A 17,464-nucleotide genomic window follows, 5' to 3' on the forward strand; every position below is an offset into this window, starting at 1 on the left:
GGAGGAAATAAGATGTTGATCAGTAACGCATATGCACAGACAGCCGGAGCAGAATCTGGCGGATTAATGGGTTTTATACCTTTGATATTGATGTTTGTCGTTTTGTATTTTGTGATGATTCGTCCACAAATGAAGCGCCAAAAAGAAGTTAGAAACATGCTTGAGGCACTAGCCGTTGGTGATGAGGTTGTGACTGTTGGCGGCCTAATGGGTAAAGTAACCACCCTAAAAGATCCGTATGTAACAGTTGAACTACTGCCAGGAACAGAAGTAAAGATGCAAAAAAATGCAATTACAGCTGTTTTGCCAAAAGGCACGATCAAAGAAATCTAAGAAAGTTTCAGCATGAACCGTTACCCGCTGTGGAAATACCTCGTCATTGTTATAGCGCTTGTTATTGGAGCCCTATACACTCTTCCTAACTTTTTCGGAGAGGCCCCGGCAGTTCAAATCTCAGCGGGTAAAGTCACTGTAAAGATTGACAGCAATATGCAAGAGCGCATTGCTGACATCTTAAAAAGTGCGCAAATTGATCCAAAAGGTATCCAATTTGAACGCATTGGTGCTAACGGCACAATCAAGATTCGTCTTGCCAGCACTGATACTCAATTAAAAGCCAAGGATGTTTTACAAAAATCCTTGAACCCAGATAGCAATGATCAAAGTTATGTCATCGCGCTTAATCTGATCTCCAATACACCCGCCTGGCTCACCTCCATCGGTGCCATGCCAATGTATTTGGGCCTTGACCTAAGAGGCGGCGTTCACTTCCTTTTACAAGTGGACATGCGAGGCGCACTACAAAAGAAATTAGAGAGCTTGAGCACCGATACTCGGTCACAGCTTCGTGAAAAAGGTTTACGTCACTCTGGCATCGAGCGTCAGGGAGACACCATTGTTGTTAGATTCCCTAACCAAGAAGATGCCACAAGCGCCAGAGCTTTACTGAATACCAATTTGCAAAGTCTTGACTTCAATGTTGAGAAGTCTGCAGATGGCTTCAAATTGGTCGGTAAATTCAAAGATTCAGCGGTCAAAGAAGTTCAAGAAAATGCTGTCAAACAAAACATTTCCACACTGCACAATCGCGTGAATGAATTAGGCGTGGCAGAGCCAGTGATTCAGCAGCAAGGTCAAGACAGAATCATTGTGCAATTGCCAGGTGTACAAGATACAGCCAGAGCAAAAGACATCATCGGACGAACTGCCACCCTTGAATCTCGCTTAGCAGACCCAGTCAAAACATATTTACTCTCCGGCGAACAGCCTCCTCCCGGCTCTGATGTTTTCAAAACCGGTGACGGCCGTCAGGTTGTATTTAAGAAGTCAGTGATTTTCAGTGGCGATCGAATCACCAGCGCGTCAGCAGGCTTTGATTCAAATCAGCGTCCAGCCGTTAGCATCACTCTTGATTCTGCAGGTGGACGAGTGATGCAAGAGATCACTCGCGAAAATATTGGCAAGCCCATGGGCATGATTCTTTTTGAAAAGGGTCGTGGCGAAGTATTAACAGTTGCAACGATTCAAAGCGAGTTTGGTTCAAAGTTTCAAATCACTGGCCAGCCAAGCACTGACAGTGCTAATGACTTAGCTCTATTACTGCGTGCAGGCTCATTGGCAGCTCCAATGGAAATCATTGAAGAAAGAACCATTGGCCCTAGCTTGGGCGCTGAAAATATTTCAATGGGCTTTAACTCCGTGATTTATGGATTTATCGCCATTGCGATATTCATGATTGTTTATTACATGTTGTTCGGGGTTTTTTCCGTCATCGCTTTATCAGTCAACCTATTCTTGCTTGTGGCAATTCTTTCAATGCTTCAAGCAACCTTGACACTCCCTGGTATTGCTGCGATGGCTCTTGCTCTTGGTATGGCGATTGACTCAAACGTTCTCATCAATGAGCGTATTCGTGAAGAATTGCGCGCAGGAGCCACCCCACAAGCCGCTATTGCAACGGGCTTTGAAAAAGCTTGGGGAACCATCCTTGACTCAAACATCACCACCTTGATTGCAGGTGTTGCTTTATTGGCATTTGGCTCAGGCCCCGTTAGAGGCTTTGCTGTTGTGCACAGCTTGGGCATCTTGACCTCGATGTTCTCAGCGGTATTTTTTGCAAGAGGCCTTGCCAATCTTTGGTACGGTCGCAAGAAGAAATTAGATAACTTATCTATTGGCGAAGTTTGGCGCCCTACTGAATAAAAGGAAAACAACATGGAATTTTTTCGCATTCGCCGTGACATTCCCTTTATGCGCCATGCTTTGGTGCTTAATGCGATTTCCGCGATCACTTTTTTAGCCGCTGTCTTTTTTCTAGTAACCAAAGGCTTACATCTATCTGTGGAGTTCACAGGTGGCACAGTCATGGAAATCAGCTATCAACAAGCAGCCCCGTTAAACTCTATCAGAGCAGACTTAAGCAAACTGGGCTACCAAGATATTCAAGTTCAAAACTTTGGTAGCTCAAAAGACGTGCTGATTCGCTTGCCACTTCAAAGAGATGCTCAAGGTAAAGCCATCTCATCTTCACAGCAAAGCAATCAAGTGCTCGAGACACTCAAAGCCTCGAGCTCTGACGTTACCCTCAAACGTGTTGAATTCGTAGGGCCTCAAGTGGGTAAAGAATTGGCAACTGATGGCTTACTTGCTCTGCTATTCGTTATTCTGGGTATTGTTATTTACCTGTCCATTCGCTTCGAATGGAAGTTTGCTGTGGCAGGCATTTTGGCCAACCTTCACGACGTTGTGATCATTTTGGGATGCTTTGCTTTGTTCCAGTGGGAATTCTCACTATCAGTCTTGGCCGCCGTTCTGGCCGTTCTTGGATACTCAGTGAACGAGTCAGTGGTTATTTTTGACCGTATCAGAGAAAACTTCCGCAAGTACAGAAAAATGGAAGTGTCTGCAGTGATTGATAACGCGATCACCAGCACCACCAGTAGAACGATCATCACTCACGGCAGCACACAGATGATGGTTTTAGCGATGTTGCTGTTTGGTGGTCCAACGCTTTACTACTTCTCTTTGGCCCTGACCATCGGCATCTTATTTGGTATCTACTCTTCGGTTTTCGTTGCCGCGGCCTTGGCCATGTGGTTTGGCATCAAACGCGAAGATCTCGTTTCTGCTGACGCAAAAGCCAGCGCAACTGCTACTAAAACTGATGACCCTAATTTTGGTGCTCAAGTTTAAATACTTCTTAAGCATCTCTTTCAAATAAAAAAGCGGGCAATGCCCGCTTTTTTATTGTCTTCCTCGATAACTGTTAATCAGTAACTAATTTAGTCATTGTTATTTAAATAGTTACTGCAGCTTTTTTACTGGCTTTCTTTGAAAGCTTGAACTGAAGGGCTGTCACAGCAATAGCAAACATCCATGGAGATAGTTTGAGTATCCAAGGATCTACACCTGCAAGCATGTCAACAAACAAGATCTCTTTCAAAACCATTTGAACAGATACAGCAAATAGAACAAAGCCACCGATAAAAACCGCGTTAGGCCAACGATCCAAAATCTTGGTCACCATGCTAGAACCGAAAATAACCACTGGGATACTGATCAATAGACCCATGATGATGAAGCCCCAATTACCATTTGCTGCTGCAGCAATGCCCAGGGCGTTATCAACACCCATGACAGCATCAGCAATCACAATGGTTGTAATGGCTGACCAAAATGTATCGGCTGATTTAACTTCTTCGTGATCGTCCTGGAAGGCTAGCTTCCAACCAATCCATACCAAAGCAATACCGCCCACAAGTCTTAAACCAGGAAGCATCATGAGGTAAGTGATGATAGCGACAGAAATAAAACGAATCGCGATGGCGCCAAAGGTGCCCCAGAAAATTGCTTTCTTACGCAAATGTGGTGGCAAACGATTGGCTGCCATACCAATCACTAATGCGTTGTCTCCTGCGAGCACTAGGTCGATGAGAATAATCGCCAAAACAGCCCAAATAGCATCAATGGACATGAAATCCATAGAGTTTCCTTTTTATAGTATTTGGTCTTGCCAAGGACCCATTCCCCTCATGTACCGGGCGCTAAAGCGCCGTGTTGACGATACATAAGACTCATGACTATGAGCTGGCTACTCCCCAGATGTTTTGAGGGATTCTATAGAAACAATGGAATTAACCATTAAACCTTATAAACAATAGGGAATTGCTCTAGGAGTTAAAGGGCTTCCCGAACAACCGCGATGATCTTTTTTGTGGCACCCGTGTGTTGATTAGCAAAATCAAGGGCGTTGGTACTCATGCCTTCTTTGACTTGATGATTGGTCAACAATAAATCCATGGCTTTCACTAAATCATCAATATCGGTAATCCGAATGGCAGCTCTAGAATCAATCACATCTGCACTGGCTTGTTGAAAATTAAAGGTGTGCTCACCCAGAATGATTGGTCGACCCAATGCACACGCTTCAATGAAATTTTGACCACCCAATGGCAATAAACTGCCACCCATGATCACAATGTCGGATAAGGCGTAATAAAAACTCATCTCACCCATCGAGTCACCAAGTATTACCCCGCCATGATTAATAACGTCAGTAAATTCTTGATCGTTCATGGTTGATCGACGTGACACTTTTATAAAACTTGACTGCAATTGAGTAAAAACATCATCAAATCGCTGCGGATGTCTTGGCACAATGAACAAACAAAAATAATTGGCGTCACTGGTATTTTCTTTACTCTTCAGAAATTTTTGCCACGCTTCAATGATCAATGCTTCCTCACCATCCCTGGTACTGGCAGCGCAGACAATTTGAACCTGATGATTGAGTTGTTTCTTAAGCGCCAAGGCGTGCTCAATCTGGTCAGGATGAGGGATGACATCAAATTTCAAATTACCAGTCACCAACACATTGCTTAAACCCAAAGAGTGATAGCGCTTGGCATCCAAATTTGTTTGAGCCAGAATTTTAGTGAAAGACTGATAAATTAATTGAGCAAAATTTGCAAAACGACTGACCCGACGGGCACTGCGCTCCGACAATCTGGCATTAACAAGAATGACCGGCAAAGATTTTTGGCGAGCAGACAAAATCAAACTTGGCCAAACTTCAGTTTCCATGATCAAACCGACTTTGATTGAAAAGTATCGGTAAAACGAATTCACAGCCCAATGGATGTCATATGGAAGATAGCTTTGCACCAATTGGCCAGAGGCTATGTGGTTTGCAAACAACTGGCGCCCAGTGTCTCTTCCCGTGGGCGTCATGTGAGTCAACAAGATCTTTTCACCACTCTGAATCAAGGCGTCAATCAATGGTGCGGCAGCCCTCGTTTCACCCACAGAGACTGCGTGTACCCAAATACGTGGAATTGCGCCACTAATAGGCCAAGACATCCCTAGGCGCTCATTGATGTGATCTCGGTAGCCTTGTTGCAGCCTGCCCTTCCATAGCAAACGAGCAAGCGCTAAGGGCAAGGCCAGATACCAAATAAATTGGTAAAGCCCCATCATCAATCGATGACTGATCCTCATTGGGGCATGACCTGCAGACGTCATTATTTTTTTAGACGCTGCGCTAACTCTGTTGCTTTACCGATATAAGAAGCAGGAGTCATTTCTAAAAGAAGTTTCTTGGCATGATCAGGAATCGCCAAACCTTGGATGAAGCTCCTCAAACCTTCTGGAGTAATACCTTTACCTCGGGTCAATTCTTTTAACTGCTCATAAGGATTAGGCACACCAAAACGACGCATCACTGTTTGTACTGGTTCCGCCAATACTTCCCAACAATTATTCAGATCTTCAGCCAAGCGCTCAGGGTTGGTTTCTAATTTACCCAAACCTTTCAGTGCGCTGTCATAGGCCAAAAGACTATGGCCCAAAGCCGTGCCCAAATTACGCAACACTGTTGAATCTGTTAAATCTCTTTGCCAGCGTGACACAGGTAATTTTTCTGACAAATGTTTTAGAAGTGCGTTGGCAATGCCCAAGTTACCTTCTGAGTTTTCAAAATCAATCGGGTTGACTTTGTGAGGCATGGTGGATGAACCGATTTCGCCTGCCTTGGTTTTTTGTTTGAAATAACCAACCGAGATGTAACCCCAAATATCACGGTTCATATCTAACAAAATCGTATTGGCTCTGGCAACCGCATCAAACAATTCAGCCATGTAGTCATGAGGCTCGATCTGAATGGTGTATGGATTGAACTCCAAACCTAAGCGCTTCTCAACCACTTCCTTTGAAAACTTTTCCCAATCCACATCTGGGTATGCTGACAAATGTGCGTTGTAGTTACCAACCGCGCCATTCATCTTTCCAAGCAAAGGTACTTTTTCAATGTTGGCAATGGCTCTTTGTAAACGCATGGCCACGTTTGCCATTTCTTTACCCAAAGTTGTTGGTGAAGCAGGCTGTCCATGTGTGCGAGACAACATCGGCACATCCGCATTGACCACTGCCAAGTTAGTCAGGGCTGATAGAAGCTCACGCAATTTAGGCAAGATCACTTCTTGGCGAGCACCCTTCAACATCAAACCATGCGATGTGTTGTTGATATCTTCCGATGTACAAGCAAAGTGGATGAACTCGCTGGCTTTTTCTAATTCAGCATGACCAACCACTTTTTCTTTCATCCAATATTCAACGGCTTTCACGTCATGATTGGTCACAGCTTCAATCGCTTTGATTCGTTCTGCATCTACATCAGAAAAATCTGCGACCAATTTCAACAAAACAGCCTCAGCATTCGCGCTAAAACTTGGGAAATCGGGTAATTTGGCTTGAGAAAGGGCGATTAACCAGTGAACCTCAACCTGAACACGCTGCTTCATGAAGGCAGCCTCTGATAGCCAAGGACGCAAACCGTCTGTTTTTGAGGCGTAACGGCCATCCAAAGGGGATAAAGCACTTAATGTAGATAGTTGAGTAGTCACAGCTAATTCCTAAAAAAGCATCGAAAACATGATTTTAGTCTTTCTGAAGAGATAAGCCTAAATAGCTATACTTACACCATGAAATTAATTGGATCACTCACCAGCCCCTACGTTCGCAAAGCAAGAATTGTTTTTGCCGAAAAAAAGATTGAAGTTCCACTGATTCAAGAGAATGTGTGGAGCCAAGACACCACCATCATGCAAGCCAACCCCCTGGGGAAGGTTCCTTGCTTAGTCATGGATGATGGCGGAGCGATGTTCGACTCGCGCGTGATTGTTGAATACGCCGACACTCTGAGCCCCGTGAACAAACTCATTCCACCCTCTGGTAAAGAGCGAGCAGCGGTTAAAACATGGGAAGCTTTGGCAGATGGCATTTTGGATGCTTCCATTCTTGCAAGGTTAGAAGCAACATGGAGACCAGACGAGCAAAAGAGCCAAGCCTGGATAGATCGCCAACTGCATAAAGTGGATGTCTCACTCAAAGCGATGTCTAACGGTTTGGGTGAATCAGAATGGTGCTTTGGCAATCAGATGAGTTTGGCTGATATTTCTGTAGGTTGCGCTTTAGATTATTTGATTTTTAGATTTCCAAATAATCAATGGCAAGCGTCTTATCCAAATTTGAAACAACTTCACAAAAAGTTGATGTCACGACCTTCTTTTGCAAACACAGCACCACCAAAATAATTAATTTTGTTTCACCAGTTAAATCGTTTTAACTGGTGATAATTCCACCGCCCAAGCAACGCTCTCCGTCATACAAAACAGCTGACTGACCTGGCGTTACAGCCCATTGGGCTTGATCAAAATCAAGTGTGAAGCCATCCGCAGAGACCTGCATTAATTGGCAAGGTGCATCTGATTGTCTGTATCTTGTTTTTGCGGTGTAGCTTTTTGTTGCTGGCAAATCATCAAACGTCCAACTGATTTGTGAGGCCTGCAAAACCTTGTTCAATAACCATGGGTGCTCATGACCTTGAACGATGTACAGCGAATTGCTGGCCATGTCTTTCTTAGCCACAAACCATGGATCACCACTGCCATCCTTGCTACCCCCCATGCCAATGCCTTTTCTTTGGCCCAGGGTATAAAAAGCCAAACCAATGTGCTCGCCAATCACCTTGCCATCTTCCGTTTTAATTGGGCCTGGTTTATTCGGTAAATAGCGATTCAAGAAATCTCTGAAAGGTCGCTCACCAATAAAACAAATGCCTGTTGAATCTTTTTTCTTGGCATTGGGTAAACCAATCATTTCTGCAATTTCTCTGACCATCGATTTTCTAATACCGCCCAATGGAAAAATCACATGACTCAATTGTTGTTGAGTTAAACGATATAAAAAGTAACTTTGATCTTTGGTCTCATCAATGGCTTTGAGCAAATGAACGCCGTCATCAGACCTTGCAGTTTTTGCGTAATGACCAGTGGCGATGGCCTGCGCACCCAAACTGATGGCGTGATCTAAAAAAGCTTTGAATTTAATTTCCGCATTGCATAGAACATCTGGATTAGGCGTTCTACCTGCTGAGTATTCTTTTAAGAATTCAGCAAAAACACGATCTTTGTACTCAGCCGCAAAATTAACTGCTTCAACATCAATACCAATTAAATCAGCCACTGAAACAACATCCAACCAATCCTGGCGCGAAGAACAAAATTCGCTGTTGTCATCGTCTTCCCAATTCTTCATGAAAAGACCCACCACGTGATATCCCTGCTGCTTCAAAATCCAAGCAGCCACTGATGAGTCAACCCCTCCAGACATCCCGATCACAACAGTGGCGGGCGGCAAAACTGGCGCTGCTTCCAAAAAGCCTGTGTCAAACGCAGGGAAGGTCATAGGTGTTGTCAAAATAAGTTACTCATTAAAGTTAGGATAAAGCACTAAATGACCAAAAAAACGTAAAATGAAGGGTCAATTTGATCAGAAAACCCGAAAAATTAGGGTAATCTTAAACTTTTTACAATAACAGGGAGAAACCCATGCGCATTGGCGTGCCCTTAGAAACGCGGGCGAATGAAACGCGCGTTGCTGCTACACCTGAAACAGTGAAGAAATTCATCACTCAAGGTCACACAGTTATAGTTCAAAACAATGCTGGCGTCGCAAGTAGCCAGCCCGATTCCGCTTATGAAGCAGTTGGTGCGAGTATAGGTTCTGCTGCTGATGCATTGGGCGCAGATATTGTGCTCAAGGTCAGAGCACCAGACTCCAATGAATTAGCTCAAATGAAATCAAACGCTGTCTTGTTAGGCATGCTTGATCCATTTGACAACGCCAACAATGCTGCCATGGCTGCTAAAGGCATCACTGCCTTTGCACTTGAAGCGGCCCCAAGAACCACCCGAGCTCAAAGCTTGGACGTTTTGTCGTCACAGGCCAACATTGCTGGCTATAAAGCTGTGATGGTTGCTGCGAATGAATACCAACGCTTTATGCCAATGTTGATGACAGCGGCTGGAACAGTGAAAGCTGCTCGCGTATTGATTCTGGGTGCTGGTGTTGCTGGTTTGCAAGCGATTGCGACTGCTAAGCGTTTGGGCGCAGTGATTGAAGCTTCAGACGTGCGCCCTGCTGCTAAAGAACAAATCGAATCATTGGGTGGTAAGTTTGTAGACGTGCCTTTTGAAACTGAAGAAGAACGCGAAATCGCTCAAGGTGTTGGTGGTTATGCCCGTCCAATGCCTGCGTCTTGGATGCAACGTCAAGCAGCCTTGGTTGCAGAACGTGCCAAGCAAGCAGATATCGTGATTGCAACCGCGTTGATTCCAGGTCGTAAAGCACCAACCCTATTGCACTCAGAAACTGTTGCGCAAATGAAACCTGGTTCAGTCGTGATCGATTTGGCGGCCGGTAAAGGTGACAATGGTGGTGGTAACTGCCCACTCACAGAAGCAGACAAAGTGGTTGTGAAGCATGGCGTTAAATTGGTTGGTTACACCAACTTAGCCAGCATGGTTGCGGCCGATGCCTCTGCACTGTATGCCCGCAATCTTCTAGACTTCATGAAGCTCATCGTTGATAAAGAAGCAGCTCTTGCTATTCCAACGGATGATGACATCGTGACAGCTTGCTTGATGTGTCAAAACGGTCAAGTTCTTCGTCAGAACGCATAAGAAGAATTACAAGGAAAAAATCATGGACATGATCAGCCCAACTATTTATAACCTCATCATCTTCGTGCTAGCCATTTATGTTGGCTATCACGTTGTATGGAACGTCACCCCAGCACTTCACACGCCTTTGATGGCTGTGACGAATGCGATTTCAGCCATCATCATCGTTGGCGCCATGCTTGCAGCTGCTCTAACTGAGGGCACGCTTGGTAAATCCATGGGCACGATTGCTGTTGCTTTAGCAGCAGTGAACGTGTTTGGTGGTTTCTTGGTAACAAGACGCATGCTAGAAATGTTTAAGAAAAAAGATAAAAAAGCTAAAGGAGAAACAGCATGAGCTTAAATCTCGTGACGCTTTTGTATTTGGTTGCCTCGATTTGTTTTATTCAGGCACTTAAAGGCTTATCTCATCCAACCACTTCTATCAAAGGAAATGTGTTTGGTATGACAGGCATGGCGATTGCCATCATCACAACCGTTGGCTTGGTCATGATGCTTGCTAAAGAATCAGCAGCGGGTGGCATGGCTTATGTTCTAGCAGGTCTTGTGGTTGGTGGCGGTGCTGGTGCCATCATGGCCAAGCGCGTTGAAATGACAAAAATGCCTGAGCTAGTGGCATTCATGCACAGCATGATTGGTCTTGCAGCGGTTTGTATCGCTGTGGCTGCAGTTGCAGAACCACATGCTTTCGGTATCGTGGCTGTAGGTGAACCAATTCCATTGGGTAACCGTCTTGAGTTGTTCATCGGTACATTTGTTGGTGCAATTACTTTCTCAGGATCAGTGATTGCCTTCGGTAAATTATCTGGCAAATACAAGTTCCGTTTGTTCCAAGGTGCACCTGTTACTTTCCCAGGTCAGCACATGCTCAATCTGATTCTTGCAATTGTGATGGTGGGTTGCGGTGTGATGTTCTCTATCGCCCCTGGTGCAGAACCTGCTTGGAACTACTTCGTTGTGATGGTAGCGATTGCCTTCATTTTAGGCGTTTTGATCATCATCCCAATTGGTGGTGCTGACATGCCTGTGGTTGTTTCCATGTTGAACTCATACTCTGGCTGGGCTGCAGCCGGTATTGGTTTCTCATTGAATAACTCAATGTTGATTGTGGCTGGTTCATTGGTAGGCTCTTCTGGTGCCATCTTGTCATACATCATGTGTAAGGCGATGAACCGTTCATTCTTCAATGTGATTCTTGGTGGCTTCGGTGGCGATGCAGGTACTGCAGCAGCTGGCGGCTCACAAGAGCAGCGCAATGTTAAATCAGGTTCTGCAGATGATGCAGCCTTCTTGATGACCAACGCTGAAACAGTGATCATTGTTCCGGGTTATGGTCTTGCAGTTGCTCGTGCCCAGCACGCACTAAAAGAACTCACAGAAAAACTAACTCACGCTGGCGTCACAGTGAAGTATGCGATTCACCCAGTGGCTGGTCGTATGCCAGGTCACATGAACGTGCTTTTGGCTGAAGCTGAAGTTCCATACGATCAAGTGTTCGAGATGGAAGACATCAACAGTGAATTCGGTCAAGCCGACGTGGTATTGATTCTAGGTGCCAACGACGTGGTGAACCCAGCTGCAAGAACTCCAGGCAGCCCAATTTTCGGCATGCCAATTCTTGAGGCTTACAAAGCCAAGACTGTGATTGTGAACAAACGTTCTATGGCTTCAGGTTATGCCGGCCTAGATAACGAATTGTTCTACATGGACAAAACAATGATGGTCTTCGGTGATGCGAAGAAAGTCATTGAAGACATGGTCAAAGCTGTTGAGTAATCCTCAATCGCTTCGCAAAGAACCGCCTCCGGGCGGTTTTTTGTTGCTCACAACAATCATCCACACTAAACCGAAATTTGATTGCCCCACATTGACTATCGTATAGTTGAATCATGAATATCAAAAAACGTTTATCTCTGGCTCAAATCAAACGCCAAGCATTATTGATGGCCGGTGTTCCGCCGAAGATGTATGGCCAGAAGAAAGCCACCCAAGTAGTGAAAAGTCGTAAGAAGGCTTTAACCACAAGAGGCCATAAACATCGACACAGTGAGTCTCTGAATTAATGCGTAATGTTTGATGGTTTTATGAAGAGGAAATAAAAAAGGCGCCGAAGCGCCTTTTTTATTTGAGTATGGACTCAATTACATCATGCCGCCCATACCACCCATGCCACCCATGCCGCCCATATCAGGCATTGCTGGAGCATCATCCTTTGGTGAATCAACCACTGCGCAGTCTGTTGTCAACAACAAACCAGCAACAGATGCTGCGTTCACTAAAGCTGTCTTAGTTACTTTGGCTGGATCGATAACACCCATCTCAACCATGTCACCATATTCACCAGATGCTGCGTTGTAACCATAGTTGCCTTTACCGGCAGCCACGTTATTCACAACAACACTTGCCTCGTCACCAGCGTTTGAAACGATGATGCGAAGTGGCTCTTCCATGGCGCGCAACACGATGCTGATACCAGCATTTTGATCTGCGTTATCGCCCTTCATATTCATGATGGCTTGCTTAGCACGTACCAAAGCAACACCGCCACCAGGAACAATACCTTCTTCAACAGCAGCACGTGTAGCGTGCAATGCGTCGTCAACACGAGCCTTCTTCTCTTTCATTTCTACTTCTGTGGCTGCGCCAACACGTAGAACTGCAACACCGCCTGCCAATTTAGCAACGCGCTCTTGTAGCTTTTCACGATCGTAGTCGCTGGTAGCTTCTTCGATTTGTGCACGAATTTGCTTAACGCGAGTTTCAATGTTCTTAGCTTCGCCTGCGCCATCAATGATGGTTGTGTTTTCTTTACCGATTTCAATGCGCTTAGCTTGACCTAAATCTTGTAGTGTTACTTTTTCTAGTGTCAAACCAACTTCTTCAGCAATCACTTGACCACCAGTCAAAATAGCGATGTCTTCAAGCATGGCTTTACGACGATCACCGAAACCTGGTGCTTTAACAGCACAAGTCTTCAAGATGCCACGAATGTTGTTAACCACCAACGTTGCCAATGCTTCGCCTTCGATGTCTTCAGCGATGATCAACAATGGACGACCAGCTTTAGCTACTTGCTCCAATACTGGCAACAAGTCACGAATGTTGCTGATCTTCTTGTCAAACAACAAAACGAATGGGTTCTCAAGAATAGCTACTTGCTTTTCTGGGTTGCTGATGAAATATGGTGAAAGGTAACCGCGGTCAAACTGCATACCTTCTACAACATCTAATTCATCTGCCAATGATTTGCCATCTTCAACAGTGATAACACCTTCTTTACCCACTTTTTCCATGGCTTCAGCGATTCGCTCACCAATGCTGTAATCGCTGTTTGCTGAAATAGAACCAACTTGAGCGATTTCTTTTGTGGTTGTGCATGGCTTGCTGATTTTTGTGATTTCTGCGATTGCTGCAGTCACTGCTTTATCAATACCGCGCTTCAAATCCATTGGGTTGTGACCAGCAACTACATACTTCATGCCTTCACGAACAATTGACTGAGCCAATACTGTTGCAGTTGTTGTACCGTCACCAGCGTTGTCAGCTGTCTTAGATGCAACTTCCTTCACCATCTGTGCACCCATGTTTTGTAGCTTGTCTTTTAGCTCAATTTCTTTAGCAACTGACACACCGTCTTTAGTCACTAATGGGCCACCAAATGAACGCTCTAAAACCACGTTACGACCCTTAGGTCCTAAAGTTACTTTAACTGCGTTAGCCAAAATGTTAACGCCCTCGACCATGCGCGTACGCGCGCTGTCACTGAAAAATACATCTTTTGCTGCCATTTGAATTCCTTTCGATGTCTCTTATTAAATTACTTCTGTACAACTGCCATGATGTCTTCTTCGCGCATCACGAGAAGCTCATCGCCATCAACTTTTACTGTCTGACCCGCATACTTGCCAAACAAAACACGGTCGCCCACTTTCACATCTAGTGGAATAACTTTGCCTGACTCATCTTTTTTACCTGTGCCAACAGCAAGGATCTCGCCTTGATCTGGCTTTTCAGCTGCAGTCTCTGGAATCACTAAACCTGAAGCTGTTTTTGTTTCGTTGTCTAAACGCTTGATGATCACGCGATCATGTAAAGGGCGTAAATTCATTTTGACTCCTTTAAAAAAGTTAGTAAGTATTTACTTAACAGTTAGTAAAAATAATTAATTATAATTTCCAGAAGTAGTGCTACCAAACTGAAACGCATTGTTAGCACTCTAACTGGTTGAGTGCTAATTATAGGGATGGAAGCTCAGCATTTCAAGAGTCATGACCAGACTTTCCATTCAAAGAATGGATTTCCTAAGCACTCACACACAAGCTTTTCTCAAGAGCAATGTAACTATTGGTGATCAAAAGTCACTAAATAATTGATTTTATTGGATTTAATTATGAAACCTAAGTCTCGGCTCTATTCGCTTGTTAAAAATTGGACAAAAAAACCAGGGTTGGCCGTTAAAGAGTTCCACCAGGGGCAACTGTATGAAGTGATGATGCAACCTGAGAGTAAACAGCTCGAGGCATGGGCAAACTCTCAAGATTTATCTTTTGAGCTGGTATTGAGCTCTAAAGACCTCGTCACTGAATTTGTCACCCTCACATCCCTTGAACAAGCCTCAAAAGAGGCTGTGATTGGTCTGGTCAAAGAAGGTATTCGTGCCGCCAATTATTGGCACAGCTCCACCAAACCTCACGCCATCATGCTGGCCATGAAAGCCGAATGGTTGAGTGATCCAGGCTTGATGAATGACTTTCAAGAAGTTCTGCTGAAGTGCTATTTACCCGTTGGACTCATTCATGTTGGTATTAGCGGCTTGGCACAATCAAAAGAAGCTCATCAGCTACAAGAAGCGTTGGTTCAATTACAACGCCTCGGTATTTTGTTCCATCTTCTTAATTTCACAGGACAGGATGAAGAATGCCAACTGATGCTCAATCATCGATTCACCCACATCCACCTGGCGAGTGATCTCATTAGGCAAGCAATCCCAGGAAGTCAGTGTGAAAAGAAATTGATGGCGCTTAAAGCACTCATACACGCCAATGATGCAAGATCGGTGGCCGGCCCAATCAAACTCATGCACGAAAAATCTGTGGCCGAAAAGCATGCCATTGATTGTTACTACGGCAAGCACATCATGCCGCAAATGACACTTCACCAAGTGCTCAAGATGGGTAAAATAGCCAAACAACAATTAGCCATGAAACAACTGATGAACAAACAGTCTCAAAAGGAGTGAATTAGATGAGGAAAAAAGTCCTATTGGTTGACGACCACCCAGCAATGCTTTGGGCACTTAAAAACATGCTGGCACAACAAGTTCACTTTGAAATCATCGGGGAGGCAGTCGATGGCGATGGCTGCCTTGAGTTCGTTAGAGAAAATGAAACAGACTTGATCATTCTGGATATAGATATGCCAAAAGTAGATGGCTTCGATGTCATTCGCCGCTTGAAAATCATTTCTCCAGACAGCAGAATCCTAGTCGTGTCTTCTTTAGAAGCCAAGGTCTATGGTAGTCGCGTCAGAAGCATTGGTGGGCATGGCTTTATCAACAAAACAGCGAGCTCAGACATCATCCTGGCCGCTTGCCTAGCGGTATCTCAAGGCTATACATTTTTTCATGTCAATAATTCATCGAAAATATTCAGCAGTGATGATCAGATCATTTCATCATTCTCACCAAGAGAATTTCAGGTCATTAAATACTTGGCCGATGGACATCCCAACAGTGCTATCTCAGAGTTTCTTCACATCAGCACAAAAACAGTATCAACATACAAAACCCGTGTTTATAAAAAAATTGGTGTGAGCAACATCGCAGAGTTAATCACGTTCTGTAGAACCAATCGAATCACTGATGCTTAACGAACATCCGCTAGTTCTCTTCGCATTCCTTTGCATTTGCTTATTCAGCCTTTACTTACTGATTAGAAATAAGCATTGGTCGAATCTCGCCCACAAAAATCAACAAAATCTCAGCGCATTTCAAGAAACAAAGAATCAGGCGATCTCAACCATCAGCCATGAAATAAGAACACCCATCAGTGCCATACTTGGTATCCAAGAAAAACTGCTGCGCAACAATCATTTAGACCATTCTGAAAAAACCATTTTAGAAAGCGCTCATGCCTCAGCAGAATCCATGCTGGAAGTATTGAATCAGTTATTGGATTTATCCAAAATTGATGCTGGAAAAATGAAACTCAAAACAGAGGCTTGCAATTTAGGTAATTTGATTAAAAACATCAACCGAACATTCAGCACCCTTGCACAAAAAAATAACACCACAGTCCACTGTCATATTTGTCCAGAAATTGCAGAAAGCTTGATTGCTGATGGCACGAGATTGGGCCAGGTGTTACATAACTTGATCAGCAATGCCATCAAGTTCAGTCCAAACCAAAAAGTTCAAATCACGACTCGAACTCTTGCAAATGATCATTTTGCTCAAATTATCTATTTTGAGGTTTCTGATAATGGCAAAGGGATACCCCAAGCTCATATAGCAAGGATCTTCCAACCCTACGAACAATATGAACATAGTGATACAGAGTATTCACAGTCAAGTACAGGGCTTGGCTTAACCATTGCAAAGCAACTCATCGCGATGATGGGCGGCAAGCTAGAAATTGACTCCGAAGAGGGGCTTGGCACATCCGTGAGCTTCACGCTTTCTTTTAAAAGATCCATACAGCAACCCAAGTACACAAGATCCAATCCAACTTATGAGAAGGTTGCACCCACCATCACTCATCATGAAAGCGTGATGATTGTGGATGATCACGCCCCAAGCAGACTCATCACAGAGGCTCAATTCAAAGACATGGGATATTGCGTTCATTCAAGCGCTTGCAGTCAACAAGCCTTAGATAAAATTCGTGAAACTTCTTTTGATATTTTGGTCACAGACTTGACCATGCCCATCATTAATGGAGATCAATTAGCGATCGCTACTCATCAACACTACGGGTCAAAAATCAAAATATTTGGCATCACTGCACACACTGATGGAGCGCATCGATTGCTGAACCCTAATAATGTGTTTGATTTTGTTTTGATCAAGCCAGCATCCTTGAAAGATTGGCAACTAGAACTGTCTCTTGAAAAAACATATTCAATGACATTCAAAGACCCTGCTGATTCCCCACATTCAATGCTCAAGATCATTGCCGGAGAAATCTTGAACTATCAAGAAAAATCTTTGGATCTTTTACAGCAATGCCTTGGAAAACAAAAATGGGTATTGAGTGAAATGGAATTAAAAGGCATGGCTCATAAATTGCTTGGTGGCGCCAAACTAAGCAATGACTCAAGACTGGCCAAAATTTGTGAACAATTTCAGGTGAAAATCCCTCAGCCTCACCGCCCTCTTTTTTATGATCTGTGCATTGCCCTGACTCGCTCTAATAAGCTATTAAAAAAGATTACCTCAGCACCATAAG

Annotated in this window: 17 protein-coding genes; 11 read left to right on the top strand and 6 right to left on the bottom strand. The window is 44.2% G+C overall.

Going from position 1 to position 17,464, the window contains the following annotated elements:
* Positions 1-12: 12 nt before the first annotated feature.
* Genes yajC through secF form a run of 3 tightly spaced genes read left to right on the top strand, consistent with a single transcriptional unit; the run spans position 13 to position 3,192 of the window.
* Positions 13-333, top strand: a complete 321-nt coding sequence (gene yajC / locus AOC33_RS00785) for a preprotein translocase subunit YajC (RefSeq protein WP_089514707.1) — start codon at positions 13-15, stop codon at positions 331-333.
* Positions 334-345: 12 nt separating this feature from the next.
* Positions 346-2,202 carry a protein translocase subunit SecD gene (gene secD, locus AOC33_RS00790; RefSeq protein WP_089514708.1) on the top strand — a complete coding sequence of 619 codons (1,857 nt, stop codon included), beginning with the start codon at positions 346-348 and terminating at the stop codon, positions 2,200-2,202.
* A gap of 12 nt (positions 2,203-2,214) precedes the next feature.
* The gene (gene secF / locus AOC33_RS00795; RefSeq protein ID WP_089514709.1) at positions 2,215-3,192 is read left to right on the top strand and encodes a protein translocase subunit SecF; all 978 of its coding nucleotides are present in this window, start codon (positions 2,215-2,217) and stop codon (positions 3,190-3,192) included.
* Positions 3,193-3,295: 103 nt separating this feature from the next.
* Here secF and AOC33_RS00800 read toward each other — a convergent pair whose 3' ends face one another.
* The 3 genes from AOC33_RS00800 to purB all read right to left on the bottom strand — a co-directional run bounded on the left by AOC33_RS00800 (position 3,296) and on the right by purB (position 6,899).
* Entirely contained in the window at positions 3,296-3,982 is a 687-nt protein-coding gene (locus AOC33_RS00800) for a TerC family protein (RefSeq protein ID WP_089514710.1), read from the bottom strand.
* Between the two features lie 194 nt (positions 3,983-4,176).
* Positions 4,177-5,520 carry a 3-deoxy-D-manno-octulosonic acid transferase gene (locus tag AOC33_RS00805; RefSeq protein ID WP_245835556.1) on the bottom strand — a complete coding sequence of 448 codons (1,344 nt, stop codon included), beginning with the start codon at positions 5,518-5,520 and terminating at the stop codon, positions 4,177-4,179.
* A complete protein-coding gene (gene purB / locus AOC33_RS00810) occupies positions 5,520-6,899 on the bottom strand; it encodes an adenylosuccinate lyase (RefSeq protein ID WP_089514711.1) in 1,380 nt (459 codons plus the stop codon). Before purB ends, AOC33_RS00805 begins: the two co-directional genes overlap by 1 nt.
* A gap of 78 nt (positions 6,900-6,977) precedes the next feature.
* On the opposite strand from purB, the gene AOC33_RS00815 reads away from it, so the two are divergent.
* Positions 6,978-7,589 (top strand): glutathione S-transferase N-terminal domain-containing protein, encoded by a 612-nt coding sequence (locus tag AOC33_RS00815; protein WP_089514712.1) that lies wholly within the window; start codon positions 6,978-6,980, stop codon positions 7,587-7,589.
* A 28-nt stretch (positions 7,590-7,617) separates the two neighbouring features.
* On the opposite strand, the gene mnmA is transcribed toward AOC33_RS00815, so the two are convergent.
* The gene (gene mnmA, locus AOC33_RS00820; protein ID WP_245835600.1) at positions 7,618-8,667 is read right to left on the bottom strand and encodes a tRNA 2-thiouridine(34) synthase MnmA; all 1,050 of its coding nucleotides are present in this window, start codon (positions 8,665-8,667) and stop codon (positions 7,618-7,620) included.
* A gap of 218 nt (positions 8,668-8,885) precedes the next feature.
* Here mnmA and AOC33_RS00825 point away from each other — a divergent pair, with 218 nt between their 5' ends.
* The 4 genes from AOC33_RS00825 (at position 8,886) to AOC33_RS09095 (ending at position 12,082) form a co-directional block, all read left to right on the top strand.
* Complete coding sequence (locus AOC33_RS00825) at positions 8,886-10,019, top strand: Re/Si-specific NAD(P)(+) transhydrogenase subunit alpha (RefSeq protein ID WP_089514714.1); 1,134 nt, start codon at positions 8,886-8,888, stop codon at positions 10,017-10,019.
* A 22-nt stretch (positions 10,020-10,041) separates the two neighbouring features.
* Complete coding sequence (locus AOC33_RS00830) at positions 10,042-10,356, top strand: NAD(P) transhydrogenase subunit alpha part 2 (RefSeq protein ID WP_089514715.1); 315 nt, start codon at positions 10,042-10,044, stop codon at positions 10,354-10,356.
* Positions 10,353-11,795, top strand: coding sequence for an NAD(P)(+) transhydrogenase (Re/Si-specific) subunit beta (locus tag AOC33_RS00835; protein WP_089514716.1), 1,443 nt, complete (start codon positions 10,353-10,355; stop codon positions 11,793-11,795). The genes AOC33_RS00830 and AOC33_RS00835 overlap by 4 nt, the downstream gene beginning before the upstream one ends.
* 113 nt (positions 11,796-11,908) lie before the next feature.
* On the top strand, positions 11,909-12,082 hold the full coding sequence (locus AOC33_RS09095; RefSeq protein WP_180738069.1) for a hypothetical protein: 174 nt from the start codon (positions 11,909-11,911) through the stop codon (positions 12,080-12,082).
* Between the two features lie 78 nt (positions 12,083-12,160).
* On the opposite strand, the gene groL is transcribed toward AOC33_RS09095, so the two are convergent.
* Together groL and groES are read right to left on the bottom strand one after the other, a co-directional pair.
* Entirely contained in the window at positions 12,161-13,807 is a 1,647-nt protein-coding gene (groL, locus tag AOC33_RS00840; protein WP_089514717.1) for a chaperonin GroEL, read from the bottom strand.
* A 29-nt stretch (positions 13,808-13,836) separates the two neighbouring features.
* Entirely contained in the window at positions 13,837-14,127 is a 291-nt protein-coding gene (gene groES / locus AOC33_RS00845) for a co-chaperone GroES (protein WP_089514718.1), read from the bottom strand.
* Positions 14,128-14,409: 282 nt separating this feature from the next.
* Between groES and AOC33_RS00850 the strand changes: the two genes are divergently transcribed.
* Genes AOC33_RS00850 through AOC33_RS00860 form a run of 3 tightly spaced genes read left to right on the top strand, consistent with a single transcriptional unit; the run spans position 14,410 to position 17,463 of the window.
* Positions 14,410-15,258 carry an EAL domain-containing protein gene (locus AOC33_RS00850; protein WP_089514719.1) on the top strand — a complete coding sequence of 283 codons (849 nt, stop codon included), beginning with the start codon at positions 14,410-14,412 and terminating at the stop codon, positions 15,256-15,258.
* A gap of 5 nt (positions 15,259-15,263) precedes the next feature.
* On the top strand, positions 15,264-15,887 hold the full coding sequence (locus tag AOC33_RS00855; protein WP_089514720.1) for a response regulator: 624 nt from the start codon (positions 15,264-15,266) through the stop codon (positions 15,885-15,887).
* The gene (locus AOC33_RS00860) at positions 15,880-17,463 is read left to right on the top strand and encodes an ATP-binding response regulator (RefSeq protein ID WP_089514721.1); all 1,584 of its coding nucleotides are present in this window, start codon (positions 15,880-15,882) and stop codon (positions 17,461-17,463) included. The genes AOC33_RS00855 and AOC33_RS00860 overlap by 8 nt, the downstream gene beginning before the upstream one ends.
* Position 17,464 lies beyond the last annotated feature (1 nt).

Source organism: Polynucleobacter cosmopolitanus (assembly GCF_002224225.1).
Classification (GTDB): Bacteria; Pseudomonadota; Gammaproteobacteria; order Burkholderiales; family Burkholderiaceae; genus Polynucleobacter; species Polynucleobacter cosmopolitanus.

What these genes read in the sequence shown, in the direction of transcription:
- secF (WP_089514709.1), top strand. Translation starts at nt 2,215, where the DNA reads ATGGAATTTTTTCGCATTCGCCGTGACATTCCCTTTATGCGCCATGCT.
- secD (WP_089514708.1), top strand. Translation starts at nt 346, where the DNA reads ATGAACCGTTACCCGCTGTGGAAATACCTCGTCATTGTTATAGCGCTT.
- AOC33_RS00855 (WP_089514720.1), top strand. Translation starts at nt 15,264, where the DNA reads ATGAGGAAAAAAGTCCTATTGGTTGACGACCACCCAGCAATGCTTTGG.
- AOC33_RS00835 (WP_089514716.1), top strand. Translation starts at nt 10,353, where the DNA reads ATGAGCTTAAATCTCGTGACGCTTTTGTATTTGGTTGCCTCGATTTGT.
- groL (WP_089514717.1), bottom strand. Translation starts at nt 13,807, where the DNA reads ATGGCAGCAAAAGATGTATTTTTCAGTGACAGCGCGCGTACGCGCATG.
- AOC33_RS00830 (WP_089514715.1), top strand. Translation starts at nt 10,042, where the DNA reads ATGGACATGATCAGCCCAACTATTTATAACCTCATCATCTTCGTGCTA.
- mnmA (WP_245835600.1), bottom strand. Translation starts at nt 8,667, where the DNA reads ATGTCTGGAGGGGTTGACTCATCAGTGGCTGCTTGGATTTTGAAGCAG.
- AOC33_RS09095 (WP_180738069.1), top strand. Translation starts at nt 11,909, where the DNA reads ATGAATATCAAAAAACGTTTATCTCTGGCTCAAATCAAACGCCAAGCA.
- groES (WP_089514718.1), bottom strand. Translation starts at nt 14,127, where the DNA reads ATGAATTTACGCCCTTTACATGATCGCGTGATCATCAAGCGTTTAGAC.
- AOC33_RS00805 (WP_245835556.1), bottom strand. Translation starts at nt 5,520, where the DNA reads ATGACGTCTGCAGGTCATGCCCCAATGAGGATCAGTCATCGATTGATG.
- AOC33_RS00800 (WP_089514710.1), bottom strand. Translation starts at nt 3,982, where the DNA reads ATGGATTTCATGTCCATTGATGCTATTTGGGCTGTTTTGGCGATTATT.
- AOC33_RS00825 (WP_089514714.1), top strand. Translation starts at nt 8,886, where the DNA reads ATGCGCATTGGCGTGCCCTTAGAAACGCGGGCGAATGAAACGCGCGTT.
- AOC33_RS00860 (WP_089514721.1), top strand. Translation starts at nt 15,880, where the DNA reads ATGCTTAACGAACATCCGCTAGTTCTCTTCGCATTCCTTTGCATTTGC.
- AOC33_RS00850 (WP_089514719.1), top strand. Translation starts at nt 14,410, where the DNA reads ATGAAACCTAAGTCTCGGCTCTATTCGCTTGTTAAAAATTGGACAAAA.
- yajC (WP_089514707.1), top strand. Translation starts at nt 13, where the DNA reads ATGTTGATCAGTAACGCATATGCACAGACAGCCGGAGCAGAATCTGGC.
- AOC33_RS00815 (WP_089514712.1), top strand. Translation starts at nt 6,978, where the DNA reads ATGAAATTAATTGGATCACTCACCAGCCCCTACGTTCGCAAAGCAAGA.